20 protein-coding genes and 1 tRNA gene are annotated in these 24,681 nt (G+C 45.1%); 2 read left to right on the top strand and 19 right to left on the bottom strand.

Annotation, left to right across the window (positions count from 1 at the left end):
* Window positions 1-2 precede the first annotated feature (2 nt).
* The 13 genes from rpoB to ACZ5XY_RS07280 form a co-directional block, all read right to left on the bottom strand.
* On the bottom strand, window positions 3-4,109 hold the full coding sequence (rpoB, locus tag ACZ5XY_RS07340) for a DNA-directed RNA polymerase subunit beta (protein ID WP_464740340.1): 4,107 nt from the start codon (window positions 4,107-4,109) through the stop codon (window positions 3-5).
* A 603-nt stretch (window positions 4,110-4,712) separates the two neighbouring features.
* On the bottom strand, window positions 4,713-5,087 hold the full coding sequence (gene rplL, locus ACZ5XY_RS07335; RefSeq protein WP_201533515.1) for a 50S ribosomal protein L7/L12: 375 nt from the start codon (window positions 5,085-5,087) through the stop codon (window positions 4,713-4,715).
* Between the two features lie 103 nt (window positions 5,088-5,190).
* Window positions 5,191-5,718, bottom strand: a complete 528-nt coding sequence (rplJ, locus tag ACZ5XY_RS07330) for a 50S ribosomal protein L10 (RefSeq protein WP_464740337.1) — start codon at window positions 5,716-5,718, stop codon at window positions 5,191-5,193.
* Between the two features lie 312 nt (window positions 5,719-6,030).
* Window positions 6,031-6,732, bottom strand: a complete 702-nt coding sequence (gene rplA, locus ACZ5XY_RS07325) for a 50S ribosomal protein L1 (protein ID WP_464740335.1) — start codon at window positions 6,730-6,732, stop codon at window positions 6,031-6,033.
* Window positions 6,733-7,164 carry a 50S ribosomal protein L11 gene (gene rplK, locus ACZ5XY_RS07320; RefSeq protein ID WP_201533521.1) on the bottom strand — a complete coding sequence of 144 codons (432 nt, stop codon included), beginning with the start codon at window positions 7,162-7,164 and terminating at the stop codon, window positions 6,733-6,735.
* Between the two features lie 63 nt (window positions 7,165-7,227).
* On the bottom strand, window positions 7,228-7,758 hold the full coding sequence (gene nusG / locus ACZ5XY_RS07315) for a transcription termination/antitermination protein NusG (protein WP_464740333.1): 531 nt from the start codon (window positions 7,756-7,758) through the stop codon (window positions 7,228-7,230).
* A gap of 61 nt (window positions 7,759-7,819) precedes the next feature.
* Entirely contained in the window at window positions 7,820-8,302 is a 483-nt protein-coding gene (secE, locus tag ACZ5XY_RS07310; RefSeq protein WP_464740331.1) for a preprotein translocase subunit SecE, read from the bottom strand.
* A 43-nt stretch (window positions 8,303-8,345) separates the two neighbouring features.
* Window positions 8,346-8,421: transfer RNA gene (locus ACZ5XY_RS07305), tRNA-Trp, on the bottom strand.
* 266 nt (window positions 8,422-8,687) lie between these two features.
* Window positions 8,688-9,878: an elongation factor Tu gene (tuf, locus tag ACZ5XY_RS07300; protein WP_464740329.1), complete on the bottom strand. Its 1,191-nt coding sequence runs from the start codon at window positions 9,876-9,878 to the stop codon at window positions 8,688-8,690.
* 216 nt (window positions 9,879-10,094) lie between these two features.
* Window positions 10,095-12,221: an elongation factor G gene (gene fusA / locus ACZ5XY_RS07295; protein WP_464740327.1), complete on the bottom strand. Its 2,127-nt coding sequence runs from the start codon at window positions 12,219-12,221 to the stop codon at window positions 10,095-10,097.
* A gap of 359 nt (window positions 12,222-12,580) precedes the next feature.
* A complete protein-coding gene (rpsG, locus tag ACZ5XY_RS07290) occupies window positions 12,581-13,054 on the bottom strand; it encodes a 30S ribosomal protein S7 (protein WP_464740325.1) in 474 nt (157 codons plus the stop codon).
* A 146-nt stretch (window positions 13,055-13,200) separates the two neighbouring features.
* Window positions 13,201-13,575 carry a 30S ribosomal protein S12 gene (gene rpsL, locus ACZ5XY_RS07285; protein WP_025646352.1) on the bottom strand — a complete coding sequence of 125 codons (375 nt, stop codon included), beginning with the start codon at window positions 13,573-13,575 and terminating at the stop codon, window positions 13,201-13,203.
* A 345-nt stretch (window positions 13,576-13,920) separates the two neighbouring features.
* Window positions 13,921-15,195, bottom strand: a complete 1,275-nt coding sequence (locus tag ACZ5XY_RS07280; RefSeq protein ID WP_464740323.1) for an EcsC family protein — start codon at window positions 15,193-15,195, stop codon at window positions 13,921-13,923.
* Between the two features lie 383 nt (window positions 15,196-15,578).
* On the opposite strand from ACZ5XY_RS07280, the gene ACZ5XY_RS07275 reads away from it, so the two are divergent.
* Window positions 15,579-16,814, top strand: a complete 1,236-nt coding sequence (locus tag ACZ5XY_RS07275) for a beta-ketoacyl-ACP synthase II (protein ID WP_464740321.1) — start codon at window positions 15,579-15,581, stop codon at window positions 16,812-16,814.
* 34 nt (window positions 16,815-16,848) lie between these two features.
* Window positions 16,849-18,447 (top strand): anthranilate synthase component I family protein, encoded by a 1,599-nt coding sequence (locus ACZ5XY_RS07270; RefSeq protein WP_464740319.1) that lies wholly within the window; start codon window positions 16,849-16,851, stop codon window positions 18,445-18,447.
* 95 nt (window positions 18,448-18,542) lie between these two features.
* Here ACZ5XY_RS07270 and hisC read toward each other — a convergent pair whose 3' ends face one another.
* From hisC to ACZ5XY_RS07240, 6 genes are all read right to left on the bottom strand, one after another.
* Window positions 18,543-19,640 (bottom strand): histidinol-phosphate transaminase, encoded by a 1,098-nt coding sequence (gene hisC, locus ACZ5XY_RS07265; RefSeq protein ID WP_464740317.1) that lies wholly within the window; start codon window positions 19,638-19,640, stop codon window positions 18,543-18,545.
* Between the two features lie 31 nt (window positions 19,641-19,671).
* Window positions 19,672-20,970, bottom strand: coding sequence for a histidinol dehydrogenase (gene hisD, locus ACZ5XY_RS07260; RefSeq protein ID WP_464740315.1), 1,299 nt, complete (start codon window positions 20,968-20,970; stop codon window positions 19,672-19,674).
* 129 nt (window positions 20,971-21,099) lie between these two features.
* Window positions 21,100-21,801 (bottom strand): ATP phosphoribosyltransferase, encoded by a 702-nt coding sequence (gene hisG / locus ACZ5XY_RS07255; RefSeq protein WP_464740313.1) that lies wholly within the window; start codon window positions 21,799-21,801, stop codon window positions 21,100-21,102.
* 88 nt (window positions 21,802-21,889) lie between these two features.
* Window positions 21,890-23,161, bottom strand: coding sequence for a UDP-N-acetylglucosamine 1-carboxyvinyltransferase (murA, locus tag ACZ5XY_RS07250; RefSeq protein ID WP_464740311.1), 1,272 nt, complete (start codon window positions 23,159-23,161; stop codon window positions 21,890-21,892).
* A 76-nt stretch (window positions 23,162-23,237) separates the two neighbouring features.
* The gene (locus ACZ5XY_RS07245) at window positions 23,238-23,483 is read right to left on the bottom strand and encodes a BolA family protein (RefSeq protein ID WP_464740309.1); all 246 of its coding nucleotides are present in this window, start codon (window positions 23,481-23,483) and stop codon (window positions 23,238-23,240) included.
* Window positions 23,484-23,645: 162 nt separating this feature from the next.
* A complete protein-coding gene (locus tag ACZ5XY_RS07240) occupies window positions 23,646-24,629 on the bottom strand; it encodes an alpha/beta hydrolase (RefSeq protein WP_464740307.1) in 984 nt (327 codons plus the stop codon).
* Between the last annotated feature and the right edge of the window lie 52 nt (window positions 24,630-24,681).

The raw sequence follows: 24,681 nt of genomic DNA, 5'->3' as shown, positions 1-24,681 counted from the left end.
GCTTAGTTGCTTTCTTTTAACTCAATATTAATTCCCAGCGATTTGATTTCTTTGGTCAATACGTTAAAGGATTCCGGCATTCCAGGGTCCATGTACTGCTCACCATCGACGATGTTTTTGTACATTCGCGTCCGACCTTCAACGTCATCCGATTTGACAGTAAGCATCTCTTGCAAGGTGTAAGTTGCGCCATAAGCTTCAAGCGCCCAAACTTCCATCTCACCAAAGCGCTGACCACCAAACTGAGCTTTACCACCAAGCGGCTGCTGAGTCACCAGTGAGTACGATCCGGTTGAACGAGCATGCATTTTGTCATCAACCAAGTGGTTAAGTTTGAGCATATACATGTAGCCGACGGTCACTTTACGGTCAAATTTCTGACCCGTTCTACCATCATAAAGCACTTGTTGACCATCACGCGACAGTCCTGCAAGCTCAAGCAAATCTTTGACTTGATGTTCATGAGCGCCGTCAAATACGGCTGTTCCCATCGGAACGCCTTCACGAAGGTTTCCTGCAAGCGCCATAATATCCTCATCAGATAAGCTGTCTAAATCGGCGCGCTCACCGCCAACTTGGTTATAAATCTTATCTAAAAATTCACGAAGCTCGCCAATGGCAGCTTGCGCTTTGAGCATATTATCAATTTTTTCACCAAGACCTTTGGCTGCCATTCCCAAATGCGTCTCAAGCACCTGACCGATGTTCATCCGCGAAGGTACACCAAGTGGGTTCAATACGATGTCCACGGTATTGCCATGCTCGTCATAGGGCATATCTTCAACCGGCATGATTCGTGATACGACCCCTTTGTTACCATGACGACCCGCCATTTTGTCACCCGGCTGAATGCGACGTTTCACCGCCAAATAAACCTTAACAATTTTTTGAACGCCATGCGCCAAATCATCGCCTGCGGTCAATTTGCGTTTTTTCTCAGCAAACTTACTGTCGATGTCTTTTTGCTTATCTACCAAGAAATCCGCAATTTGCACCAATCGCTCGGAGATTTCTTCTTCAACTGGCTGAATATCAAGCAAGGTTTCAAGCGACATGTCTTTCATCGCATCCTGCGTCATGACCGTTCCGGCTTTCAGCCCCGCGCCGCCGCTGACTTTTTGACCGTTAAGTAAATTGCTGATCCGACCACGAGCCGCCTCTTCAAAAATCCGCAGCTCTTCTTTTAAGTCTTTACGGTAGCTGTCAAGCTGTGATTTTTCAATCGCTCGGGCGCGAGCGTCTTTTTCAACGCCATCACGGGTAAAGACTTGAACATCAATGACCGTACCTTTACTTGACGTTGGAACGCGAAGTGAGGTGTCTTTCACATCCGCCGCTTTTTCCCCAAAAATTGCGCGAAGCAATTTTTCTTCGGGCGTTAATTGCGTCTCACCTTTTGGCGTCACTTTACCGACCAAAATGTCACCGGCATCAACTTCAGCACCGATATAAACGATTCCGGCTTCATCCAAGTTTGAAAGCGCCGCTTCACCAACGTTTGGAATATCGGCAGTGATTTCTTCCGTGCCAAGTTTGGTATCACGAGCCACACAAGTTAATTCTTGAATGTGAATGGTGGTAAAACGGTCTTCTTTTACCACTTTTTCAGACAATAAGATTGAGTCTTCAAAGTTATAACCATTCCACGGCATAAATGCGATGCGCATATTTTGACCCAGTGCCAATTCACCCAAATCGGTCGATGGACCATCGGCTAAAATATCGCCTGAGGCAATGCTGTCGCCTTGGTTCACAATAATGCGCTGGTTAATACAGGTGTTTTGGTTTGATCGGGTATATTTGATCAAGTTATAAATATCGATACCGGCTTCACCTGCCGTCATCTCTTCTTCGTTCACACGAACCACAATTCGCGACGCATCCACATCTTCAATCACGCCGCCACGTTTGGCAATCACACAAACGCCTGAGTCGCGGGCAACGTGACGCTCCATTCCGGTACCAACAAGCGGCTTGTCCGCACGAAGGGTCGGCACCGCTTGGCGCTGCATGTTTGATCCCATAAGTGCACGGTTGGCATCGTCATGCTCAAGGAATGGAATTAAGCTTGCCGCAACCGATACCACCTGACTTGGTGACACATCCATATGCGTCACTTTATCGGCTGGCATTCGCACAAACTCGCCATAGCTGCGAACGCTGACCATCTCATCGCTTAATTCGCCATTGTCATTCATTGGCGAATCGGCTTGCGCAATCACCGTTCCCACTTCTTCAATAGCAGATAGGTACTCGATTTCGTCCGTTACTTTACCATCAACCACGCGGCGATACGGCGTTTCTAAAAAGCCAAAGCTGTTGGTCTTAGCAAATACTGCTAACGAGTTAATCAAGCCAATGTTTGGACCCTCTGGCGTTTCAATTGGGCAAACTCGACCATAATGGGTGTCATGAACGTCACGAACTTCAAATCCTGCACGCTCACGGGTCAAACCACCTGGTCCTAACGCTGAAACACGGCGCTTATGGGTAATTTCAGACAATGGGTTATTTTGGTCCATAAACTGCGACAACTGGCTTGAACCAAAAAATTCTTTGATCGCTGCGGCTACCGGTTTTGAATTGATCAAATCTTGTGGCGATAAGTTATCAGATTCCGCTGAACTTAAACGCTCTTTCACGGCGCGCTCAACGCGAACCAGACCCACACGGAATTGGTTTTCAGCCATTTCACCAACCGAACGGATTCGGCGGTTTCCTAAATGGTCGATATCATCCACTTCGCCGCGACCGTTACGGATTTCGATCAGCTCTTTTAAAACGTTAACGATGTCTTCATTCGTCAACACACTGCGAGCGCGCTGAACGTCAGGATCGTCGGTATTTTCAAACTCAAGCCCTAAGCGGCGGTTAAATTTCATCCGACCAACGTTGGACAAATCGTAGCGATCAGCATTAAAGAACATGCTTTCAAACAGCTTTTCGGCGGTATCAACCGTTGGTGGCTCACCTGGACGCATGACTTTATAAATTTCGATCAGCGCTTCTTCGCGGCTTGAGGTAGTATCGGCACGAAGGGTATCGGCAATATAAGTGCCTTGGTCAATGTCGTTGGTAAATAAGATGCTAAATTCTTTAATACCCGCAGCGCTAATCTTTACCAACAATTCATGGTCAACAAGTGTGTTCGCGCGAGCAATCACTTCATCATCAACAATAATGTCTTGCGCTAAAATGCGCTCATAAAGGTACTCGTCAGGAACGGCAATCTTAGTCATTCCAGCTTCTTCAAGCTGACGGATTCGGCGAGCGTTAATGCGCTTGCCTTGCTCAACGATCACCTCACCTTCAGGAGATACGATGTCAAACTGAGCCATCTCGCCGCGAAGGCGATCGGCAACAAGGTCAATTTCAAACTGATCTTCACCTTTATAAACTGATACTTTGTCAAAGAACAAATCTAAGATTTCAGCGGTATCAAGACCTAGCGCGCGCAAAATGATAGAGGCAAGCAACTTACGGCGGCGGTCAATTCGCGCAAACACCAAATCTTTGGCATCAAATTCAAAATCAAGCCACGATCCGCGATAAGGAATGATGCGAGCGTTATAAAGCACTTTACCACTTGAGTGCGATTTGCCTTTATCATGGTCAAAAAACACCCCAGGCGAGCGGTGCAATTGCGATACGATAACCCGCTCGGTACCGTTAATGATAAACGTACCGTTATCGGTCATCAGCGGAATTTCACCCATATAAACGCTTTGCTCACGGATGTCTTTAATTGCCGCTTTGCTGTCTTTATCTTTGCTGTCTTTGTCTTTGATAATCAGACGAATCTTCACGCGCATAGGAGCAGCAAACGTCGATCCACGAAGGATACACTCGCGCTCATCAAACTCAGGCGTTCCTAGATAGTACTCAACGAACTGAAGTTCTGCGTTTCCTGAGTGGCTTTCGATCGGAAAAATCGATGAAAACGCGGCTTGTAAACCAATATTCTCCCGAGCTTTAGGCTTTTTATGCTCTTGCAAAAACTGCTCGTAAGAATCTACTTGAATAGACAACAAATAGGGAATGTCCATTACAGCGGGCAATTCGGCAAAACTTTTGCGAATACGCTTTTTTTCAGTATAGGAATATGCCATCGAAAATCCTTACAGTAGTCGTGAAAACAATTGAAAAGCGTGATTTATCCCATATCAATGATGAGCAGCAATCACGTAAAATAACACTTTCATAAAATCAAAAATTGAGGTAATGATTTACGGCGCTATAGATTATCCTTTATAATAATCTAAAACGCGCTCATTCATTACCGCAATCAGATATCAGAGGGGCAACCAAGCTTCATGATATGACGTGTTTAGAATGACTTTTCAATAGTAAAATAAGTGTTATTACTATCGTCAGTCATCTAAATCTTGCCTTATTTTTAAGCTTAATAAAACAGTAATACCAAATTTCCCCAACGGCGCCTGATTCCAGCTTTTAAAAAGCTTACAGACGCAGAAAAATGCCAAACATCTCAAGACATTTAGCATCCATAAAAATAGGGTAACTTGGCATTAGCGCATGCATGTAAATCGTCTGTCCTTTTGATGGGTATCCACCAGATTATGCTTAAAATGTTGGTAGACACAAAAGGTCAATCTATTGATTTTAGCAAAAAAAAGCTGGTAGCGCAAGCGCACCACCAGCTTTTTTTAACGCAATTTTCTTTAAAAAATATTCATAAAGAAAAATTAAGCTTATTTTAGCTCAACAGTTGCGCCTGCTTCTTCAAGCTTTTTCTTCAATTCTTCAGCTTCGGCTTTAGACGCGCCTTCTTTGATAGGAGCTGGAGCGCTTTCAACTAAGTCTTTAGCTTCTTTCAAGCCAAGGCCAGTTGCTTCACGAACGGCTTTAATAACGCCAACTTTCTTGTCGCCAAAACCAGCTAGGATCACGTCAAACTCGTCTTTTTCTTCAGCAGCAGCGCCACCTTCAGCAGCAGCAGGAGCCGCAGCAACAGCAGCAGCAGCAGTTACGCCGAATTTTTCTTCCATAGCGCTGATTAATTCAACGATATCCATTACTGACATTTCAGCGATTGCGTTTAACACGTCATCTTTAGATAGTGCCATGAGAACTCTCCGATTTTCTGATAAAATTTAATAATTGCCACCAATGCAAAGGCGTATTCTTTTAACGCCAAGGGCACTGACTTCAAGGGGTTAAAACAAGCAATTAAGCTGCTTCTTTTGCATCTTTGACTGCTGCTACAGTGCGAACGAACTTGCCAGGAACTTCTTTCATAGTACGAGCAAGCTTGGTCACTGGTGCTTTCATGGTTGCCATCAAGATTGCCAAAGCTTCGTCGCGAGTTGGTAACTTCGATACGCGCTCAAGCTCTTGAGGTCCAAAGACTTCACCGCCAACTGAGATCAATTTGGTCTCAAGGGTTGGGTTTTCTTTGCTAAAGTCGTAAACGACGCGAGCAGCAGATCCCAAATCTTCCATTGAGAAAGCCAAAAGCAATGGCCCAGTCAGACCGTCTGACATACACTCAAACTTTGTGCCTTCAAAAGCGCGTTTTGCAAGGGTGTTTTTTACCACTTTTAAAACAACGCCTTTTTCACGGGCTTGTTCACGAAGCTTAGTAAGTTTCGCAACACCAATTCCATGATATTCGGCAGCAACTGCTGAGTAAGCATTAGCAGCAACTTCAGACACTTCAGCCACAACTTGTTGTTTTTGTTCTAGCGTTAATGCCATAAGTTGACTCCTTAATCTTATCAAGCCTTTATCATTCAATAAAAGCTGACTTGATACGACACATTATTTAAAGCAAACCGCCTTTAAATAACGACTGATTACGGCACCGTTATCAGAATAAACATCGGCAGATAAAAATTATCGACCTATCATAAACTGTTTGGGTCACCGTCTGCGTAGGCCAATGCAAACTTACGCTTGCGATCAATTAACAAAGGCTAAGCTAAAAGCTTTTGCCTTTTACCTACGGTCTTAGACAGCGCAGTTGCCTGCGCTGACCTAATTTTTAAAATACTGTTATAAAAAATCTAATTATTTTGCGACGCGGTAGGGTACAGGATCAATGCTCAGTCCTGGTCCCATAGTGCTTGATAGCGTGATTTTTTTAATGTAAACGCCTTTTGAAGTGGCAGGTTTAGCACGTTTTAGATCAGTAAGTAAGGCTTGAGCGTTTTGTTCAATTTGATCAGCGCTAAAGCCAATTTGACCGATTGTCGTGTGAATAATACCGGCTTTATCAACGCGGTATTGCGCCTGACCAGCTTTGGTGTTAGCAACGGCTTCAGCAACGTTTGGCGTAACCGTACCAACTTTTGGGTTTGGCATCAAACCACGAGGTCCTAAGATAGTTCCCAACTGACCAACGATTCGCATCGCATCAGGAGCAGCAATCACCACATCAAAATCCATGTTACCGGCTTTGATTTGCTCTGCCAAATCTTCAAATCCTACGATGTCAGCACCAGCTTCTTTAGCAGCTTCAGCAGCAGCACCTTGAGCAAAAACAGCAACGCGCTTGGTTTTGCCAGTTCCTGCAGGAAGATTGGTTGCACCGCGAACCACTTGGTCTGATTTACGTGGATCAACGCCCAAGTTTACGGCAATATCAATAGACTCTTTAAATTTTGCTGGTGGCAAATCGTTGAGCAATTGAACGGCTTCTTCAAGGCTATAAAGCTTTTCGTTATCGATTCGGCTTTGAATTTCTTTTTGACGTTTGGTAAGCTTACTCATTTACACACCCTCCACGGTAATACCCATTGAACGGGCAGTACCAGCAATGGTACGAACCGCTGCGTCAAGATCAGCTGCAGTTAAATCGGCGTCTTTGGTTTTGACGATTTCTTCTAACTGCTCACGGTTAACGCTGCCGACTTTTGAAGTGTTTGGCGCGCCTGAACCTTTAGCAATGCCAGCCGCCTTACGAAGTAAGTAAGCCGCTGGTGGCGATTTCATAATGAACGTGAATGACTTATCGCTATAAACGGTGATTTCCGTTGGGATAGGTAATCCTGGCTCTTGACCTGAGGTGGCGGCGTTAAACTCTTTACAGAACGCCATGATGTTCACCCCTTTTTGACCTAATGCAGGACCAATTGGTGGTGACGGGTTTGCTTTGCCAGCAGGCACTTGTAGTTTGATGTAGCCATCAATCTTCTTTGCCATGATTGTCTCCTTATTGGGTGATAGCGCTTATTAATTTTAATAAGCTCCCCGATTAAAAATAATTTAGCTTAGCTTTTCAACTTTACTAAATTCAAGCTCGACCTGAGTGGGTCTATTAAATACGTTTACGGTCAGTTGAAGCTTGGACTTTTCATAATCCACTTTTTCAACCAAACCTTTAAAGTCAGTAAACGGACCATCAATCACTAACAATTCTTCACCCGGCTCAAATAGCGTCTTCGGTCGAGGACTTGATTGAGATTGATTTAAGCGATTTAAAATGCGATCGGCTTCGTTTTGGGTGATGGGCGCAGGAGTTTCAGGAGTCCCCCCAATAAAGCCCATGATCCGTGGACACTCATTGACAATATGCCAAGTGTCATCATTCATTTCCATTTGGATCAATACGTATCCTGGAAAAAACTTACGCTCGCTTTTACGCTTTTTACCGTCTTTCATTTCAATGACTTCTTCGGTTGGCACCAAAACGTCACCAAATAATTCTGCAAAATCACTGCGCTTAATGCGCTCGATCAATGAGCGCTGCACTTGTTTTTCATATCCTGAAAATGCTTGGACAATATACCAACGCATAAGGCGCTCCTAATCTTTTCTTGTCGTTTATTGATTAACCTTAGTTTAATTCAACCAAAGCCTAGCCAATAAAAACACCGACAAACCAATTAAAAAAGTTATCTAACAACCAAACCACAAAGCCCACAATCGCGATAACCACAATCACTTGCCATGTATATTGAAAAGTTTCATCTTTGCTTGGCCAAGTGACACGGCGAAGTTCAATTCCAGCATCTTTTAGCAAAATCTTAAACGCGCGGCCCTGATGGGTCATCGCTAAGCAAACAATTGCGGCAATAATTAACGCAACAATAATGCCAATTCGCGTCCAGATATTGTTTGCAGGCTGCCAATACCCTGGAAGATATTGGTTCACTAAGGTTGCGCCAATCAATAAGGCAATAGCAATAAGCCAAAGCACGATGTCTTTGGCTGAACTGGTTTTTGCGACTTCGACTGCTGAACTTGCTGCCATATCTTGCTTCTGTTTACTTAATAGTCCGCCAGCTGCCCTATCGCTTGCAGATAACTTGGTATCAAGGTTATCCTGCTTATTGCTCATAATGGACTCACGATGCTGGGCGACTACAAAGAGATAAAAAAGATGGCAGGCGATGTAGGACTCGAACCTACAACCCTCGGTTTTGGAGACCGATGCTCTACCAATTGAGCCAATCGCCTATAGGTGTTAAAGGTCAGCATTATACAATATTTTGACGATATTGCAAGTCTTTAGCTGATGTTTTTATGATTTCTACTAAAGATAAAATGATTCATACCTTTTCACTTTGTTTTTTAAAGCTACGCTAGAAATCGATTGCTAATATAACAAGGCTTAACTTTAAAAACAATAGCTTCATTCAATTTACTTCAAAAACAGTTAAAAGTTAATCATAAAAAAACCGCCCTATTTGGACGGTTTTTTTAATCACTAGCGAACGCTTGGATTAGTCACGAACGTTGGCAACAACGCCTGCGCCAACCGTACGACCGCCTTCACGGATTGCAAAGCGAAGACCTTTGTCCATCGCGATTGGGTGGATCAGCTCAACGCCCATCTCAACGTTGTCACCTGGCATGACCATTTCAGTACCGTCTTGCAATTGGATGGCACCGGTGACGTCCGTGGTACGGAAGTAGAACTGTGGACGATAGCCGTTTAGGAACGGAGTATGACGACCACCTTCTTCTTTTGACAACACGTAAACTTCAGCGTCAAATTTGGTATGCGGGGTGATTGAACCTGGTTTTGCCAATACTTGACCACGCTGAACGTCTTCACGCTTGGTACCACGAAGCAGAACGCCACAGTTTTCGCCAGCACGACCTTCGTCTAGCAATTTGCGGAACATTTCAACGCCAGTACAGGTGGTTTTTTGAGTTGGGCGAATACCAACGATTTCAATTTCATCACCAACTTTAACGATTCCTGATTCAACACGACCCGTCACAACCGTACCACGACCTGAGATTGAGAACACGTCTTCAATCGGCATCAAGAATGGCTTGTCGATGTCACGCTCAGGCTCTGGGATGTAGGTGTCAAGGGTGTTCAAAAGTTCTTGAACCGCAGGCTCACCATACTTGCCGTCTTTGCCGTTTAGCGCTTCTAAAGCTGAGCCTTTGATGATTGGGGTATCATCACCTGGGAAGTCGTAGTCGTTAAGAAGTTCACGAACTTCCATTTCTACCAATTCAAGCAATTCTTCGTCGTCAACCATGTCGCATTTGTTCATGAAGACGATGATGTAAGGTACGCCTACCTGACGAGACAACAAGATGTGCTCGCGAGTTTGTGGCATTGGACCGTCAGTGGCTGATACGACTAAGATAGCGCCGTCCATTTGAGCGGCACCAGTGATCATGTTTTTAACGTAGTCGGCGTGACCTGGGCAGTCAACGTGAGCGTAGTGACGATCAGCAGTGTCATATTCAATGTGGCTGGTGTTAATCGTGATGCCACGCGCTTTTTCTTCAGGAGCGCTGTCAATGGCTGCGTAGTCTTTAGCTTCGCCGCCTGAGGTTTTTGCAGCAACGGTTGCAATTGCAGCAGTCAATGTGGTTTTGCCATGGTCAACGTGTCCGATGGTGCCGACGTTGACGTGAGGCTTGTTGCGTTCAAACTTGGCCTTTGCCATGGGGTAGTCCTCTTTATTTGGGGGTAACCGCGGTTAATTAGCCAATGGCTACCCACTTTTAAAATAATTGTTAATCAAACAAGATAAACAAGTTGCAGCTATTATAAGAATTCTTTCATGAATAACAAGCGCTTTATCAGTCATTAAGAAAGCTTAAGCGCAATGTAGGGCATATTTACCCTACACTGCGTTATTTTTCTAAGCTACAATTTTTGTTTACTCATCATCATCTTTTGAGTTGAATTTCGCAATGATGCCTTCTGAAACTGACTTTGGAATCTCCGCGTACTTTTGGAATTCCATTGAGTAAGTTGCACGACCTTGCGACATAGAGCGCATTTGGGTCGCGTAACCAAACATTTCAGAAAGTGGTACTTCAGCGCGGATTTGTTTCGTTCCGCCAGGAAGATCGTCCATACCTTGAACCATACCGCGGCGACGGTTTAAGTCACCCATGATATCGCCCATATAGTCTTCTGGAGTCTCAACTTCAACTTTCATGATTGGCTCAAGAAGTGCAGGATCGGCGGCTAAGAAACCTTTTCTAAAGGCAATAGAGCCTGCCATTTTAAATGACAATTCATCCGAGTCAACGTCATGGTATGAACCATCATAAAGGGTTGCTTTAACGCCAACTACGGGGTAGCCTGCTAGAACACCATTTTTCATGCGCTCTTGGATACCTTTGTCAACGGCGCCATGGTATTCTTTTGGAACCACACCACCAACAACTTCTTCAGCAAATTCGTACTCAACGTCACCTGCTGGGTCAAGCGGCTCAAGACGTAACCAAACGTGACCAAATTTACCACGACCACCGGTTTGACGAACGAATTTACCTTCTTGCTCAACGGTGCTGCGAATAGTTTCACGGTAAGCAACCTGAGGCGCTCCGATGTTCGCTTCAACGTTAAATTCACGCTTCATACGATCCACAAGAATTTCAAGGTGCAATTCACCCATACCGCTGATGATCGTTTGCCCTGACTCTTCGTCCGTATGAACGCGGAATGAAGGATCTTCTTTAGCTAAGCGACCCAAAGCAATTGACATTCTTTCTTGGTCAGCTTTAGTTTTTGGCTCAACCGCTAAGCTGATAACCGGATCAGGGAATTCCATACGCTCAAGGGTGATGATGTTGTTTTCATCACAAAGCGTGTCACCCGTGGTCACATCTTTCATACCAACGAGGGCGGCAATGTCACCGGTACGGATTTCTTGAAGTTCTTGCTGAGCATCTGCCATCATCTGAACGATACGACCAACACGCTCACGCTTCATTTTTACAGGGTTATAAACGCTGCTACCTTGCTTTAAAACGCCTGAATAAACACGAACGAAGGTTAAGTTACCAACGAACTTGTCGTTCATGATTTTGAACGCTAGAGCAGCAAACGGGGCATCATCAGAGGCTTCACGAGTCGCTTCAGTTTCGTCTTTGTCGTCCAAAATACCTTTGATCGCCGGAACGTCCATTGGTGCTGGTAGATACTGAATAACCGCATCTAGCATTTTTTGAACGCCTTTGTTTTTAAAGGCTGTTCCACAAAGCAGTGGAATGATTTCGTTATCGATAGTCAACTGACGAAGTGCCGTATGGATTTTTTCTACAGGCAGCTCACCGTTTTCTAAGTACTCTTCCATCAACTCTTCTGAAGCTTCAGCCGCAGTTTCAACAAGCATTTCGCGGTATTCTTCAGCTTTGTCTTGAAGCTCAGCAGGAATGTCGCGCTCTTCAAACTTCATGCCTTGAGAGGCTTCATCCCAATAGATGGCTTTCATGGTGACTAAGTCAACCACGCCTTCAAAGTTATCTTCTTTACCAATAGGAATCACTAAAGGTACCGGTTTGCCGCCAAGGCGAGTTTTGATTTGCTCAGCAACGCGGTAAAAGTCAGCCCCAACGCGGTCCATTTTGTTGACGAACGCAAGACGTGGTACTTTATACTTGTTTGCTTGACGCCAAACGGTTTCAGACTGTGGCTGAACGCCGCCTACCGCACAGTAAACCATGCAAGCACCATCAAGAACACGCATAGAACGCTCAACTTCGATGGTGAAGTCAACGTGACCTGGGGTGTCAATGATGTTGATGCGATGTTCATCAAACTGCTGGGCCATTCCTGACCAAAAACAAGTTGTCGCTGCCGAAGCAATGGTGATGCCGCGCTCTTGTTCTTGCTCCATAAAGTCCATGGTAGCAGAGCCATCATGGGTTTCGCCAAGTTTGTGGCTAACACCGGTATAGAACAAAACACGCTCAGTAGTGGTCGTTTTACCAGCATCAATGTGCGCTGAGATACCAATATTGCGATAGCGCTTTAGGGGAGTTGCACGAGCCATAGTGTTTTCCTAAGGAAAGTCATGTATGTATAAATGTATTGTAAATCTCTACCAAAGACTTAAAAAAACAAAGACCAAGCCCTTGCTTTTTACAGCTGTCATTGCCTGAGTTTTCAGACAAATTGAGCAACTATCATCAATATCTTGGCATCAATCCTGCGGCTAATACTTAGCACTTATTATCTCAATTATTAACTGCCGCCAACGTCAAACTTTAAATACAAAGCTATCAGGTTTTAATAATTGAATTTGATAATCGAGCTATAAATAAGGATGACTTGCCGTTAATCAAGAAAAAAATCAATTAACAGCAAGTTTTAGTCATCATCAATCGATGAAGGCTAATTAATACAATAATATTAGAAACGGTAATGTGAGAACGCTTTGTTCGCATCAGCCATACGGTGAACTTCGTCACGTTTTTTCATGGCGTTACCTTTACCTTCTGAAGCATCAGCAAGCTCTCCGGCTAAACGAAGGGCCATTGATTTTTCAGAACGCTTAGAGGCCGCTTCAGCAAGCCAACGCATTGCCAATGCGGTACGACGGGAGGGGCGTACTTCCATTGGCACTTGATAGGTGGCACCACCAACGCGGCGGGCTTTTACTTCAACCATTGGGCGAACGTTTTCAAGCACGTCTTCAAAAAAAGCAACCGGATCTTCGATGTTGCGTTTTTGGCTTACCGTGTCAAGAGCACCATAAACGATGCGCTCAGCCGTTGATTTTTTACCATCAATCATAACGTGGTTGATGAATTTAGCGATAGTTTTGCTACCAAATTTAGGATCAGGAAGGATCTCACGGGCAGCGACAACGCGACGTCTTGGCATAATAAATTTCCTTGTCTTCAGGAGCGTCTGACATTCACAGCATCATATTAGCAGCTGCTGTCAGTCAGCCTTACTGCATGGTAAAACCATGCACAGTGAATATGGGGGTAAAAAAGTCAAAAAACAGTAATTCTTATTAAAAGAGATTAAGCTTTAGGCTTTTTCGCGCCGTATTTTGAACGACCTTGTTTACGGTCTTTAACGCCAGCACAGTCAAGAGCGCCACGAACGGTGTGATAACGAACACCTGGCAAGTCTTTTACACGGCCGCCGCGAATCAACACAACGCTGTGCTCTTGTAAGTTGTGACCTTCACCGCCGATGTAGCTTGATACTTCATATCCTGAAGTCAAACGAACACGGCAAACCTTACGCATTGCTGAGTTTGGCTTTTTAGGGGTGGTGGTGTAAACGCGGGTGCAAACACCGCGGCGCTGTGGGCACGCTTGTAACGCAGGAACTTTTGATTTTTCCTTGATGGTTTTGCGACCCTTACGAATCAATTGGTTAGTTGTTGCCATAAGGCATCCTTCTCCCGTTTAGTCTAAAACAAAAAAATGGTGCTAAAGCTGCGATATAGCTCGCGGCAATGGCGCCCATTTTTAGGACAGTATATTATAAAGATATGTTGCTGCTATTTCAACCACTTATCTAGCATCTTGCAAGCGTGATAAAGCCCGCAATTTTATGAGACAGCTAAAACCGCAATTTTTAATAATTTGTAAAAAACCATCAAAACACTGATTTTGTAAGCGCTATTATGGAGGTGATTCAAAGCTTTTAAAGTCTGCCATGAAAAAAGGGACAATTTAAATCATCCCTTTCATATCGCAAAGTTCATAGGTGAATTTTTTTAATTACTCTACTTATTTGACGGCGCTGCTTTCGCTTTTTTTAGACGCTGCCTTATTGTCGTCTTGCTTGGCGTCATCTTTTTTATGGCTAGTCTCATCGTCTTTTTGACTGTCGGACTTGTCGTCTTTGTTACTGTCTTTTTTAACGTCTAATTGAGAAGCATCGGTTTTAGAGTGATTATCTTTATCTTGTGAAGCGTTGCTATCTTTTTCGCCATTTTTAGCGTCACGCTTCGCCTTGTCACTGTCCGCTTTAGAATCAGTGCCTTTATCGCTGCTGTCTGTTTTATCTTCGTTATCGGCGCTATTTTTTAGGTCGCTGATTGACGCTTCGCTCTTGCTGTCATCGGTGATTAACGCTTGAGCAAGCTTAGGCTCAGGACCAAAAGTCGCTTTTGCGGTTCCAATCACTTCTTCAATCAAGTGACTGTTATAGCGCATTCCCACGATAACGGCAGTGACCGGTAAGAGTTTGCGAATCCATGATAAGTTAATGCTGTCTAAATCAATACCTACTTGGCTTGCAATGTTGTCAATTTGTTCGGCGTAATAGTTAACGCTTTGATTTTTAAGCCCTAAGTTTTGAAGCTCGTTATGAAGCCCTTGGCTTTGGGCATTGTCAAGAAGCCCTTTGCCAACACTGATTCCGGCAAGCAGCGCTTGTTTTTCTTGCATTTTGCTCAAATCAGCCGCCGCAAGCAGCTCATAAGCCATTTTGACGCCTTGCTTGCCCGTAAGCGGCTTATCATAAACAGCGGCAAGTTGATAAACGGTTCTTAGCGATACTAAAAGCAGCCATAGCGTATCAGCAAACATTCCTGGCAAGCCGGCAAGTCCCGAGACGCCGCCAAGCGTAGCTAACGCGCGGTTTTGGTTGGCAATGGCTTTAACAAGGGCGTTACGCTCTTCCTCATCAAGGCTTGCAACATCTGAAAAACGATGCTCATTGGGCAAATCCAGTTGGCTCCAACTGTCTGCAAGCTTTGCCACTTGCCCAAACGCGCCATCAAGTGCTGATTGCATCAGTTTATCTGGAACAACTTTTTTAGCGAATTTACCATAGGTGGCGAAACGCGGCCCTATCAGCTGCTCGGTCGTTTTTAACGTTTGCTCACGGAATAAATCCTGCTGCGACTCGGCATTATTTAGGTCAACGGCTGTAAACTGGGTCGGTTTATCCGTTTTTGCATTGACCGTATCGATTAATGCGCCAACGCGCTCAAGGTTGTTTCGCGTAACTCGACCTACCAAGCTTATGCCTTGAGACAGCGTACTTTGCTTTGCCATGACAACGTCCTTATCCAATAAAATAATGGTTTTTATGATTGTTTATAGTAAAAAGCAGGGTTATTAAAACCCTGTTAAAATTATGCACTAAATTTTAATTAATGTCTTAACAATGCCTAATTATCTTAAAAAATATTGAGCGCCTTTGTCAGTGTTAACAATGTTATGGCGCTAGTAAAATTTGTATCTAAAAGTATCGCGAATCAAATGACCCTATTCCAAGCCTTATCGCTGACAAAAGCATAAAAGCTGAATTTTATTTGCGCCATGATCTGTAATTTGCGGTATGATGTGGCAAGAATTTTTGTTTATTTTTAGGGCAATCTTAGCAAGATTTGTCGATGCCCAACCCACACCAAAATAAGATATAAAAGGAATACTTTATGCACCGAGTCGTCATCACAGGAGCAGGGATCGTCTCTTGCATCGGTCAAGATTTAGAGTCCGTATTAGCCGCGCTGCAATCGGGGCAATCAGGAATTGTGTTTAACGAAAGCTATGCTGAGCACGGCTTTAAGTCGCAAGTCAGCGGCAGTATTGACAAATCAGCGCTTGATACCTCAAAAATTGACCGAAAGCTGAAGCGCTTTTTTAGTGATGCCAGCCTTTATGCTTATGTCAGCGCTTTGGCGGCCATTGAGCAATCAGGACTCAACCTTGATACCATCAATCACAATCCGCGTGTGGCACTGGTTGCAGGGTCTGGCGGCGCGTCAACTTTTGATATTACCAATGCTGTTGATGCGATGAAAGATAAAGGGCTTCGCGGCGTGGGCGCAATGGCAGTGCCAAAAACCATGAGCAGCTCGGTATCAGCCGCACTTGCCACAGGGCTTAAAATCCAAGGCATTTCCTATTCAATTTCCTCAGCTTGTGCCACCTCAACGCACTGTATCGGTCACGCTGCAGAGCTTATCCAACTTGGCAAAGCTGATGTGGTGCTGGCAGGCGGCAGTGAAGCTGAGGACTGGACGCAGTCTTGTATGTTTGACGCTATGGGCGCAATGAGCACCCAGTACAACGACACGCCAACCAAAGCCTCGCGACCTTATGACAAAGACCGCGACGGCTTTGTGATTGCTGGCGGCGGCGCGATGGTGGTTATTGAAAGTTTGGATCACGCTAAGGCTCGCGGCGCAACTATTTTAGCTGAAATCGTCGGTTACGGCGCAAGCTCGGACGGTGCTGAAATGGTTGCCCCAAGCGGTGAAGGCGCGGTTCGCTGTATGCAGCAAGCTTTACATCAAGCCGGTCTTGAAACGGTCGATTACATCAACACCCACGGCACGAGCACGCCGCTTGGTGACATTACCGAACTTGGGGCGATTGCTAAAGTATTTGGTGAGGATGCCAAAAACGTGCCGCCCATCAGCTCAACCAAATCCATGACCGGTCACAGCTTAGGGGCAGTTGGCGCTCAAGAACTGATTTATTGCTTGCTGATGATGCAAAACGACTTTATCGCACCGAACATCAATCTTGAAAACCTTGATGAAGATGCTCAAGACTTTGATATTGTTGCCGAAAAACGCGATGTTAAACTTGATAGCATCATGAGCAACAGCTTTGGCTTTGGCGGTACTAACGCCACCTTAATCATCAAAAAGTTTGCTGAATAACCTGTTAAAATTAAGTCTTTATGAACCACTTTTTATGAATAAATCATCAAATTCAACCTCAGCTGCCGCATCGGTGGCTGATTTTTCTTTGCCGCTTTATTGTTCGTTTGGTAATTTAACGGCGGCGGAACTGGTGACTCAGCTACAAAAGTTTTTGAGCGCTCAAGATAGCAACTTACCTTGGCAAATGATTTGGTTTCACAACAATGGCGAACCGGTCATTGGAATTTTGCCAAAGGTGAGTTGGTCGCTATATTTTTCTAGCCAAAAAAATGATGATGGCAAAGCGCTTTATCATCTTAATACCATTTGCCGTGATGATTCGCCCACCGTTCAAGCCTCAACAGTGACTTATGAGGCTTGGCAGCAGTTATTGATTGATTATACTGATAACTTTAAGCAACCCAATCAAGCTTATGAAATTAAAGACAACCCAAGCTATCATCACGGCTTGATGGGATTTATCGGCTATGATATTTCGGCAAATGAGCTCAGCCCGAACGCCGATATTCAACAAGCACCAAATCAACCCTGCGCCATGCTTGGTCATTACGACATTTATCTTAAACCTGTGCAAAAAAATGATGAAAAATTTTGGCAATTAATGATCCATCAGCCCAAATCTGAATGGTCAAAAAAATCAAAAATTAATCAGCTCATTGGCTATCTAGATGCTTTTAATGAGCAACTGGCATCAAATTCAGCGACCACAAATCAACCGTTACCACTAAATTTACAAGCAGCTTGGCAGATTAGCGATTATCAAATGGCGTTTGAGCAATCGCAAAATTATTTATTAAATGGCGATTGCTACCAAATCAATCTCACCCAAGCTTGGCGAAGTGAACCGCTTTTTGAGTCTACGGCGTTGATTGATTATCTGCCGATGCTGGACGCCAAAACCCAAGCGCCCTTTGCCGGCTATTTAGCCCTGCCCTATTTTCAAAATGGTGCTTTAGAAAATCAGCATAAAAATAATTTGGGATTTGAATTATTAAGCTGCTCTCCTGAATTATTTTTTACTTTCAATCGAAATAATCATCACTTAACCATTACTACCAAACCCATCAAAGGTACTGTACCACGCGGTCGCGATGCTTTTGAGGACGAGCAATTCAAAGCAAAATTGCAGGACAGTGAAAAAGACCGCAGCGAAAATGTGATGATTGTCGATTTGCTGCGCAATGATTTGGGAAAATATGCGCAAATTGGCAGTGTGAAAGTCCCTAAACTGTTTGCCATTGAAAGCTTTAGCAACGTTCATCATTTGGTCAGCACCATCACCGCCACTTTAAAGCCAACTGTCCATCCGCTAACCGTTTTGTTTGGCAGTCTTCCGGCAGGGTCAATCACCGGAACGCCGAAAAAACGCGCGGTTGAAATCATCTCAAGCCTTGAAAATCAAGCTCGCGGCGCCTATTGCGGGACGATGGGATTTATGAACTTTGATGGCAGCGGTCAATGGAACGTGTTAATCCGAACTTTGCAGGCAAGCGTTAATGATGATGGTCAAAAGCAAATCAGCGTTTGGGCAGGTGGCGGCATTACGGTGGCGTCAAACTGTGCGGCGGAATACCAAGAATGCTTGGATAAAGTGGGCAATGTTTTGACGGTACTTAGTCAGTCAAACTAGCCAGCCAAGATAGTTTAAAGCGCTGCCGTTTAAAATAATACTTTTATAAAAAAAGCTTACCGTCACAGTAAGCTTTTTTATGATCATTTTTAGTGTTAAACCAATTCTTTTAACGCTTCAATCAATCGCTGATTTTGCGCTGCCGTTCCAACGGTAATTCGTAAATAATCCTCAATTCGCGGCTGATTAAAATGGCGAACGATGATACCTTGCTCACGAAGTTTTGAAGCGACCTCGACTGCTGACGTATTACTTGGTTTGGCAAACACAAAATTTGCTTGCGAGGGTAAAACTTCAAAGCCAAGCTGAGTTAAATCACTCGTTAATGCTTCGCGAAGCTCAATCACTTTTTGGCAAATGTCATTAAAATAATCACCGTCAAGAACGCTTGCCGTTGCTCCTGCTTGCGCCAACTTATCCAGCGGATAACTGTTAAAGCTGTTTTTCATTCGCGTTAACGCTTCAATTAACGACGGGTTGCCAAACGCCATGCCCACGCGAAGCCCTGCAAGCGAGCGCGATTTTGAAAACGTTTGAGTGACTAAGATATTATCAAAGTCATTAATTAAGCTGACTGCTGAAACCGCATCTTTGCCATCGCGCGCAAAATCAATATAAGCTTCATCAATGACAATGACGCTATTCGGGTGCTGATTGGCAAGCGCTTTAATCGCTGATAGCGGCATTAACATTCCGGTTGGCGCGTTTGGGTTGGCAATGATAATACCGCTACAAGGCTGCTGATAGTCATCAGGGTTGATGCTAAAGTCAGCGCTTAGCGCAATTTGCTGTAACTCAACGCCAAAGGTTTGCGCGTAAACCGGATAAAAGCTATAGCTGATATCAGGAGCTAATAGCGGCAAGTCCTTTAAAAAGAAACTGGCAAAAACTAGCGCTAATACTTCATCAGAGCCGTTACCGACAAACACTTGATTGCTATTTAAACCATAAAAATCAGCCAAAGCTTGACGAAGCTCGTCCGATTCAGGCGCCGGATATAATTTTAGCGGGTCAGCTTGATTATTAAGCACCGCGCTAATTGCCTCGCTCACTTTTGGTGAAGGCGGAAATGGGTTTTCATTGGTGTTGAGTTTACATAAATTGTCATGTTTTGGCTGCTCACCGGGGACATAAGGTGACAGCGATTGTGCTTTTTTTGACCAAAGGCGGGTATCAATGCCGGAAGTATCCATGAGTTTTCCTACTAAAAGCCCAATAGGTGTTTTAATCTTGATAGCGGTAGCGCGCTGATCTAGCGTGAGCGTCCAAGTCTTCATTTTGTGCCAAAACGTCTGCCGTTTTTGCCAATGGCTTGCAACCCGATTGGCTGCAATAAATCAGCGACGATTTTTTTTGAAAATCATAAACACCAAGCGGTGAGGAAAACCGCGCCGTTCCTGACGTTGGCAACACGTGATTAGGTCCTGCGCAGTAATCACCGATGGCCTCTGGCGTGTGGCGACCCATAAAAATCGCGCCGGCGTGACGGATGTCGTCAATCAGGCTATTTGGGTCATCAACGGACAATTCCAAATGCTCAGGAGCAACTTGGTTAATCACGCGAAGCCCCTCAGCGCGGTCTTTCACCAAAATCAGCGCGCCACGATTTTGCAAGGCATCGCGAGCAATGTCCGATTTTGGCAGCTCACCAAGCGCTTTTTCAATTTCCATTTCGACGTTTTTTAATTGCTCGGGACTGGTAGTGACAAAAATTGCTTGCGCCACGCGGTCATGTTCCGCTTGGGACAGCAAATCCATCGCCAACCAATCGGCGCGGTCTGCCGCCTCGCCTTCGGCATAAACGAGCACTTCAGAAGGTCCTGCAATCATATCAATGCCCACTTGACCAAAAACGGCGCGTTTGGCAGCGGCAACAAATTTGTTACCGGGACCGGTGATTTTGTCCACTTGCGGGATGGTTTTGGTACCGTAAGCCAACGCCGCCACCGCCTGAGCGCCGCCAATCGTGATGACGCGGTCAACGCCAGATAAATGAGCGGCCGCTAAAACGAGTGGATTTAACACGCCTTTTGGCGCAGGGACGACCATGATGATTTCTTTGACACCGGCGACCTTTGCTGGAATGGCATTCATTAAAACGGACGACGGATAAGACGCCAAGCCGCCCGGAACATAAATACCGACGCGATCAAGCGGCGTCACTTTTTGACCTAGCATATTTCCCAAATCGTCTTCATATTGCCAAGACGACTGGGCTTGTTTTTCATGAAACTGTTTAACGCGGTCGGCAGCAGTGGTTAATGCCGACTTTAAGTCGCTATCTAACTCCTCAAACGCCGCTTTTAGCTTGTCTTTTGAAATGTCCAAATCGCTAATCGTTTTGGCAGGATGCTCATCAAACTTTTGCGTCAGCTCCAATACTTTATCATCACCATACTGGCGAACTTGCGCGATGATGTCATCAACAACGCTTAATAACTCAGCATCATTAACGGTCTCAAAAGCAAGCAGCTGGCTTAATTGCTGCTCAAAATCGGCATCTTGGGAGTTGAGCTTTCGCATGGCGCATCCTTTGTTGTGAACGGTTCAAGGAAGTAAAAAAGAAGAAATATCGATTGAGTTTAGCATCGTCTAAAAACTTTGCTGCTATTGCTAACATTCATTATGGCTAAAATAATTTTTTAAACTGAATCAGTTTTTAGTAGAACTTTTGGCAATGCTGGCTTTAAAACTGTCTAAAATCGGCTCAAGTAAGGCAAATTTGCGCTTAAAGCTGACCTGATTGACAATGAGCCGTGAGGAAATGTCGCAAATATGGTCGCGTGGCTCAAGACCATTAGCGCGCAAGGTGTTGCCGGTATCGACCACATCGACGATTAAATCGCCAAGACCAACAAGCGGCGCAAGCTCCATCGAGCCATAAAGTTTAATCACATCGACCTGCTGAGCTTGACTGGCAAAATAAGCTCGGGCAACGTTAACGTATTTGGTGGCAACGCGGAGTCGGCGATTAGGAAGTGGCGCGTCTTTGATTGCGGCGGTCATGAGTTTACATTGGGCAATTTGCAAATCAAGCAACTCATAAACGTGGCTTGCACCATGCTCAAGTAAAACATCTTTTCCGGCAACGCCAAAGTCCGCCGCACCGTGCTCAACGTAGGTTGGAACGTCACTTGCCCGCAAAATGAGCACGCGAACGTTGGGGTTGGTCGTTGGAAAAATCAGCTTTCGCGACGCTGAGGGGTCTTCTAATAGCTCAATCCCTGCCGCCTTCAACAGCGGCATGGTTTCATCTAAAATACGACCTTTGGACAGCGCAAGCGTTAAGCCATCAAATTGCGAATAAGCAGTATCGGCATCGGCAGGTTTCAGCGTTGGCGTCTGGGTCATCATAAAATCCGTTTAACTGAGTTGACAGTAAAAATTTAATAAAAAATAAGAAGTCAGCCAAGCGTTTAAGCTTAGCTGAGGGTTAAGTGTATCAGATATCTTTTGAATTGATACGCTTGATCGTCACCCCAAGGGCGCGCAGTTTGTTTTCAACGTCTTCATAACCGCGGTCAATATGATAAATGCGGTCGATTAAGCTTTCGCCTTCTGCCGCTGCTGCTGCCATGACCAGTGACATCGAAGCGCGCAAATCCGTTGCCATTACCGGCGCTGCGGTAAAGTTTTCCACCCCCATCACCACGGCAGTATGACCGTCAATTTTGATAGACGCCCCTAAGCGCTTCAGCTCTGGCACGTGCATATAGCGATTTTCAAAAATATTTTCGATGATGGTGCTGGTGCCATCTGCCAAGCAGCAAACCGCCATTAATTGCGCTTGCATGTCGGTTGGGAAACCGGGGTGCGGCTGAGTTCGGATATCGACAGGTTTTGGTCGAGTGCTCATTTGAGCGCGAATCCAATCGTCACCTGTCGTGATGGTGGCACCCATTGCTTCAAATTTTTCAAGCACGGGAATTAAAAGTTCCGCCTTGGTGTTTTTGGTCAGAACATCGCCGCGGGTCATGAGCGCCCCTGCCAAATACGAACCGGTTTCAATACGGTCAGGAACGACGGAATATTCACAGCCGTGAAGCTCATCGACGCCCTCAATGGTCATCGTTGCTGTGCCAATGCCGCTAATTTTTGCGCCCATTTTAACGAGCATATTTGCTAAATCAACGACTTCGGGCTCTAAAGCACAGTTGCCAAGAACCGTGGTGCCTTTTGCCAACGCTGCCGCCATAATGACGTTTTCGGTACCGCCCACGGTCACCATATCAAACGAAAAGTTACAGCCAAGCAGTTTTCCGCCTTTTGGCGCTTGCGCTTTGACGTAGCCATTTTCAACGGTGATGGTTGCGCCCATGGCTTCAAAGGCTTTTAAATGCTGATCGACCGGTCGCGAGCCAATGGCGCAGCCGCCCGGTAGCGACACTTCAGCTTCACCAAAGCGCGCAAGCAACGGCCCTAGCACCAAAATAGACGCTCGCATGGTTTTAACCAGATCATAAGGCGCGTAAAAGCTGTTGATATTTTTGGTATCACAAGTGACCACTGAGCCGTCTTTTTCAATGTCAATCCCCATGCCGGCAATCAGCTTGATGAGCGTTTGCACATCTTGTAATGACGGCACGTTTAACAGCGTGATCGGGGTTTTTGCCAAAATCATGGCAGCAAGTAAGGGCAGCGCGGCATTTTTTGCCCCTGAAATAGTAACTTCCCCCGCGATGCGGCTGCTACCGGTGATTAAAAATTGATCCATAAATTGTGACAACCTGACTTATAAAAACTGAGCTTATAAATAACGCTGACAACGGCATGTCATGCGTTAATAACATTTAGTGAGCTTGCTGAGCGTCCCACTCCGCAGGCGTAAGCGCTTGGATATTAAGCGCATGAATATCGCCGCTGGCAATTTTGTCATTGACCAGTGCATAAATGGCTTGCTGACGAGCAACAAGGCGTTTGCCCTCAAAGCTTGCGTCAACCACGCGAACGTCAAATTTATTGCCTTGATTGGCGGCTTGAATAAACGCATCGGGAAAATGCTGCTGCAAAAAAGCAATCAAATCATCAGCGGTCATAATTTATCCTATAAAAAATCACAAAATCAGCTCAATTATCATTAACAATCAAGCCTTATATAAAATGGCGCTATTATAGCAAAGTTCCCTTCGGCTCAGTAGGTCAATCTTCACCTCGATTTGCCAATTTTTTAGCATCAATCAGCGCCTACCAAGCTTAACTTAAAGTTCAGCGGATAAATAACTCAAAACTTGAGCGCGAACGTCGTTCAGCCACTGTAAAGGGGTTGCCATGGCGCCAATACTGGTGGCGTGACTGGCGCCTTTAATTTCCCCGGTGGTTACAACCGCCCCATGAGCTTTTAGCGCGCGAGCCATAATTTGCGTATCAGAGTCGTGAACCAACTTGTCTTTTTCAGCGGTCAATAATAGATAGTTGGGCTGAACCCCTTTCACCAAATAATTGGGCATGATGACATTGGGGTCGGCATCGGCTGAAAATGCCTCACTGCCCCCATAACGGCGAAAATCGTAGCTGTAAGGACCGGCAATGCCAATGACCGCTTTAATGTCGTTTGGTTTCATGCCAAAGGGCGCCAAAAAATCGGCATTAGATACCGCCGCCATCATGTTAAATGCCCCTGCCGAGTGCCCCATCACCGCCATTTTATCAGGATTAGCAAAAAAGCTTGGCGCATTATGGTAGCTCCAAGCAATGGCTTTAGCCGTATCGGTCACAAAATCCGGATAAACATGATCCGGCGCTTTGCGATAATCAATCACCGCAGTAATATAACCGGCTTTAGCAAGGCTGCGACCAACAAACGCATAATCTTCTTTGCTGCCATTTTTCCAAGAGCCGCCGTGAACAAAAACCACCAAAGGATAGCTTGTGGTCACCGCGGTTTTATCTTCAAAGCTTTGCGACAGCGATTTTGGGAAATACAAATCCAAATATTGCATCGCCTCATCACCATACGGGATGTCTTTTTGAACGCTAACGCCCCCTGCTAAGCTGATTCGGTTTACCGCCTCAAGTCCTGAAAAAGCGAAAGCGTTTTGCCCCATCATCAGTATCAGTAAAGTGCCCAAACTGATTACTTGCACAATTGCCTGCCGCGTTGATTGAGCAATTTGCCACCTATAACCATAGCGGGGTTGATAAATGCTGATTGCCCAAGCGGTAATAGATTTGGTCTTGTTCATAGCAGCCCGCCTTGTAAATTGCGTCTCGCTTTAAATGCTATTATAAAACGAT

Source organism: Psychrobacter sp. GTC18467, from assembly GCF_055397455.1.
This window is presented reverse-complemented; position numbering and strand designations above follow the sequence as displayed.

Coding starts and splice junctions, on each gene's coding strand:
- rpsG (WP_464740325.1), bottom strand. CDS start 13,054: ATGCCAAGACGTCGCGTTGTCGCTGCCCGTGAGATCCTTCCTGATCCT.
- nusG (WP_464740333.1), bottom strand. CDS start 7,758: ATGCGTTGGTATATTGTCCAAGCATTTTCAGGATATGAAAAACAAGTG.
- ACZ5XY_RS07270 (WP_464740319.1), top strand. CDS start 16,849: ATGAATAAATCATCAAATTCAACCTCAGCTGCCGCATCGGTGGCTGAT.
- rplJ (WP_464740337.1), bottom strand. CDS start 5,718: ATGGCATTAACGCTAGAACAAAAACAACAAGTTGTGGCTGAAGTGTCT.
- secE (WP_464740331.1), bottom strand. CDS start 8,302: ATGAGCAATAAGCAGGATAACCTTGATACCAAGTTATCTGCAAGCGAT.
- rplA (WP_464740335.1), bottom strand. CDS start 6,732: ATGAGTAAGCTTACCAAACGTCAAAAAGAAATTCAAAGCCGAATCGAT.
- fusA (WP_464740327.1), bottom strand. CDS start 12,221: ATGGCTCGTGCAACTCCCCTAAAGCGCTATCGCAATATTGGTATCTCA.
- rpsL (WP_025646352.1), bottom strand. CDS start 13,575: ATGGCAACAACTAACCAATTGATTCGTAAGGGTCGCAAAACCATCAAG.
- ACZ5XY_RS07240 (WP_464740307.1), bottom strand. CDS start 24,629: ATGAACAAGACCAAATCTATTACCGCTTGGGCAATCAGCATTTATCAA.
- hisG (WP_464740313.1), bottom strand. CDS start 21,801: ATGATGACCCAGACGCCAACGCTGAAACCTGCCGATGCCGATACTGCT.
- tuf (WP_464740329.1), bottom strand. CDS start 9,878: ATGGCAAAGGCCAAGTTTGAACGCAACAAGCCTCACGTCAACGTCGGC.
- ACZ5XY_RS07275 (WP_464740321.1), top strand. CDS start 15,579: ATGCACCGAGTCGTCATCACAGGAGCAGGGATCGTCTCTTGCATCGGT.
- rplK (WP_201533521.1), bottom strand. CDS start 7,164: ATGGCAAAGAAGATTGATGGCTACATCAAACTACAAGTGCCTGCTGGC.
- hisD (WP_464740315.1), bottom strand. CDS start 20,970: ATGCGAAAGCTCAACTCCCAAGATGCCGATTTTGAGCAGCAATTAAGC.
- murA (WP_464740311.1), bottom strand. CDS start 23,161: ATGGATCAATTTTTAATCACCGGTAGCAGCCGCATCGCGGGGGAAGTT.
- rplL (WP_201533515.1), bottom strand. CDS start 5,087: ATGGCACTATCTAAAGATGACGTGTTAAACGCAATCGCTGAAATGTCA.
- ACZ5XY_RS07280 (WP_464740323.1), bottom strand. CDS start 15,195: ATGGCAAAGCAAAGTACGCTGTCTCAAGGCATAAGCTTGGTAGGTCGA.
- hisC (WP_464740317.1), bottom strand. CDS start 19,640: ATGGATACTTCCGGCATTGATACCCGCCTTTGGTCAAAAAAAGCACAA.
- rpoB (WP_464740340.1), bottom strand. CDS start 4,109: ATGGCATATTCCTATACTGAAAAAAAGCGTATTCGCAAAAGTTTTGCC.
- ACZ5XY_RS07245 (WP_464740309.1), bottom strand. CDS start 23,483: ATGACCGCTGATGATTTGATTGCTTTTTTGCAGCAGCATTTTCCCGAT.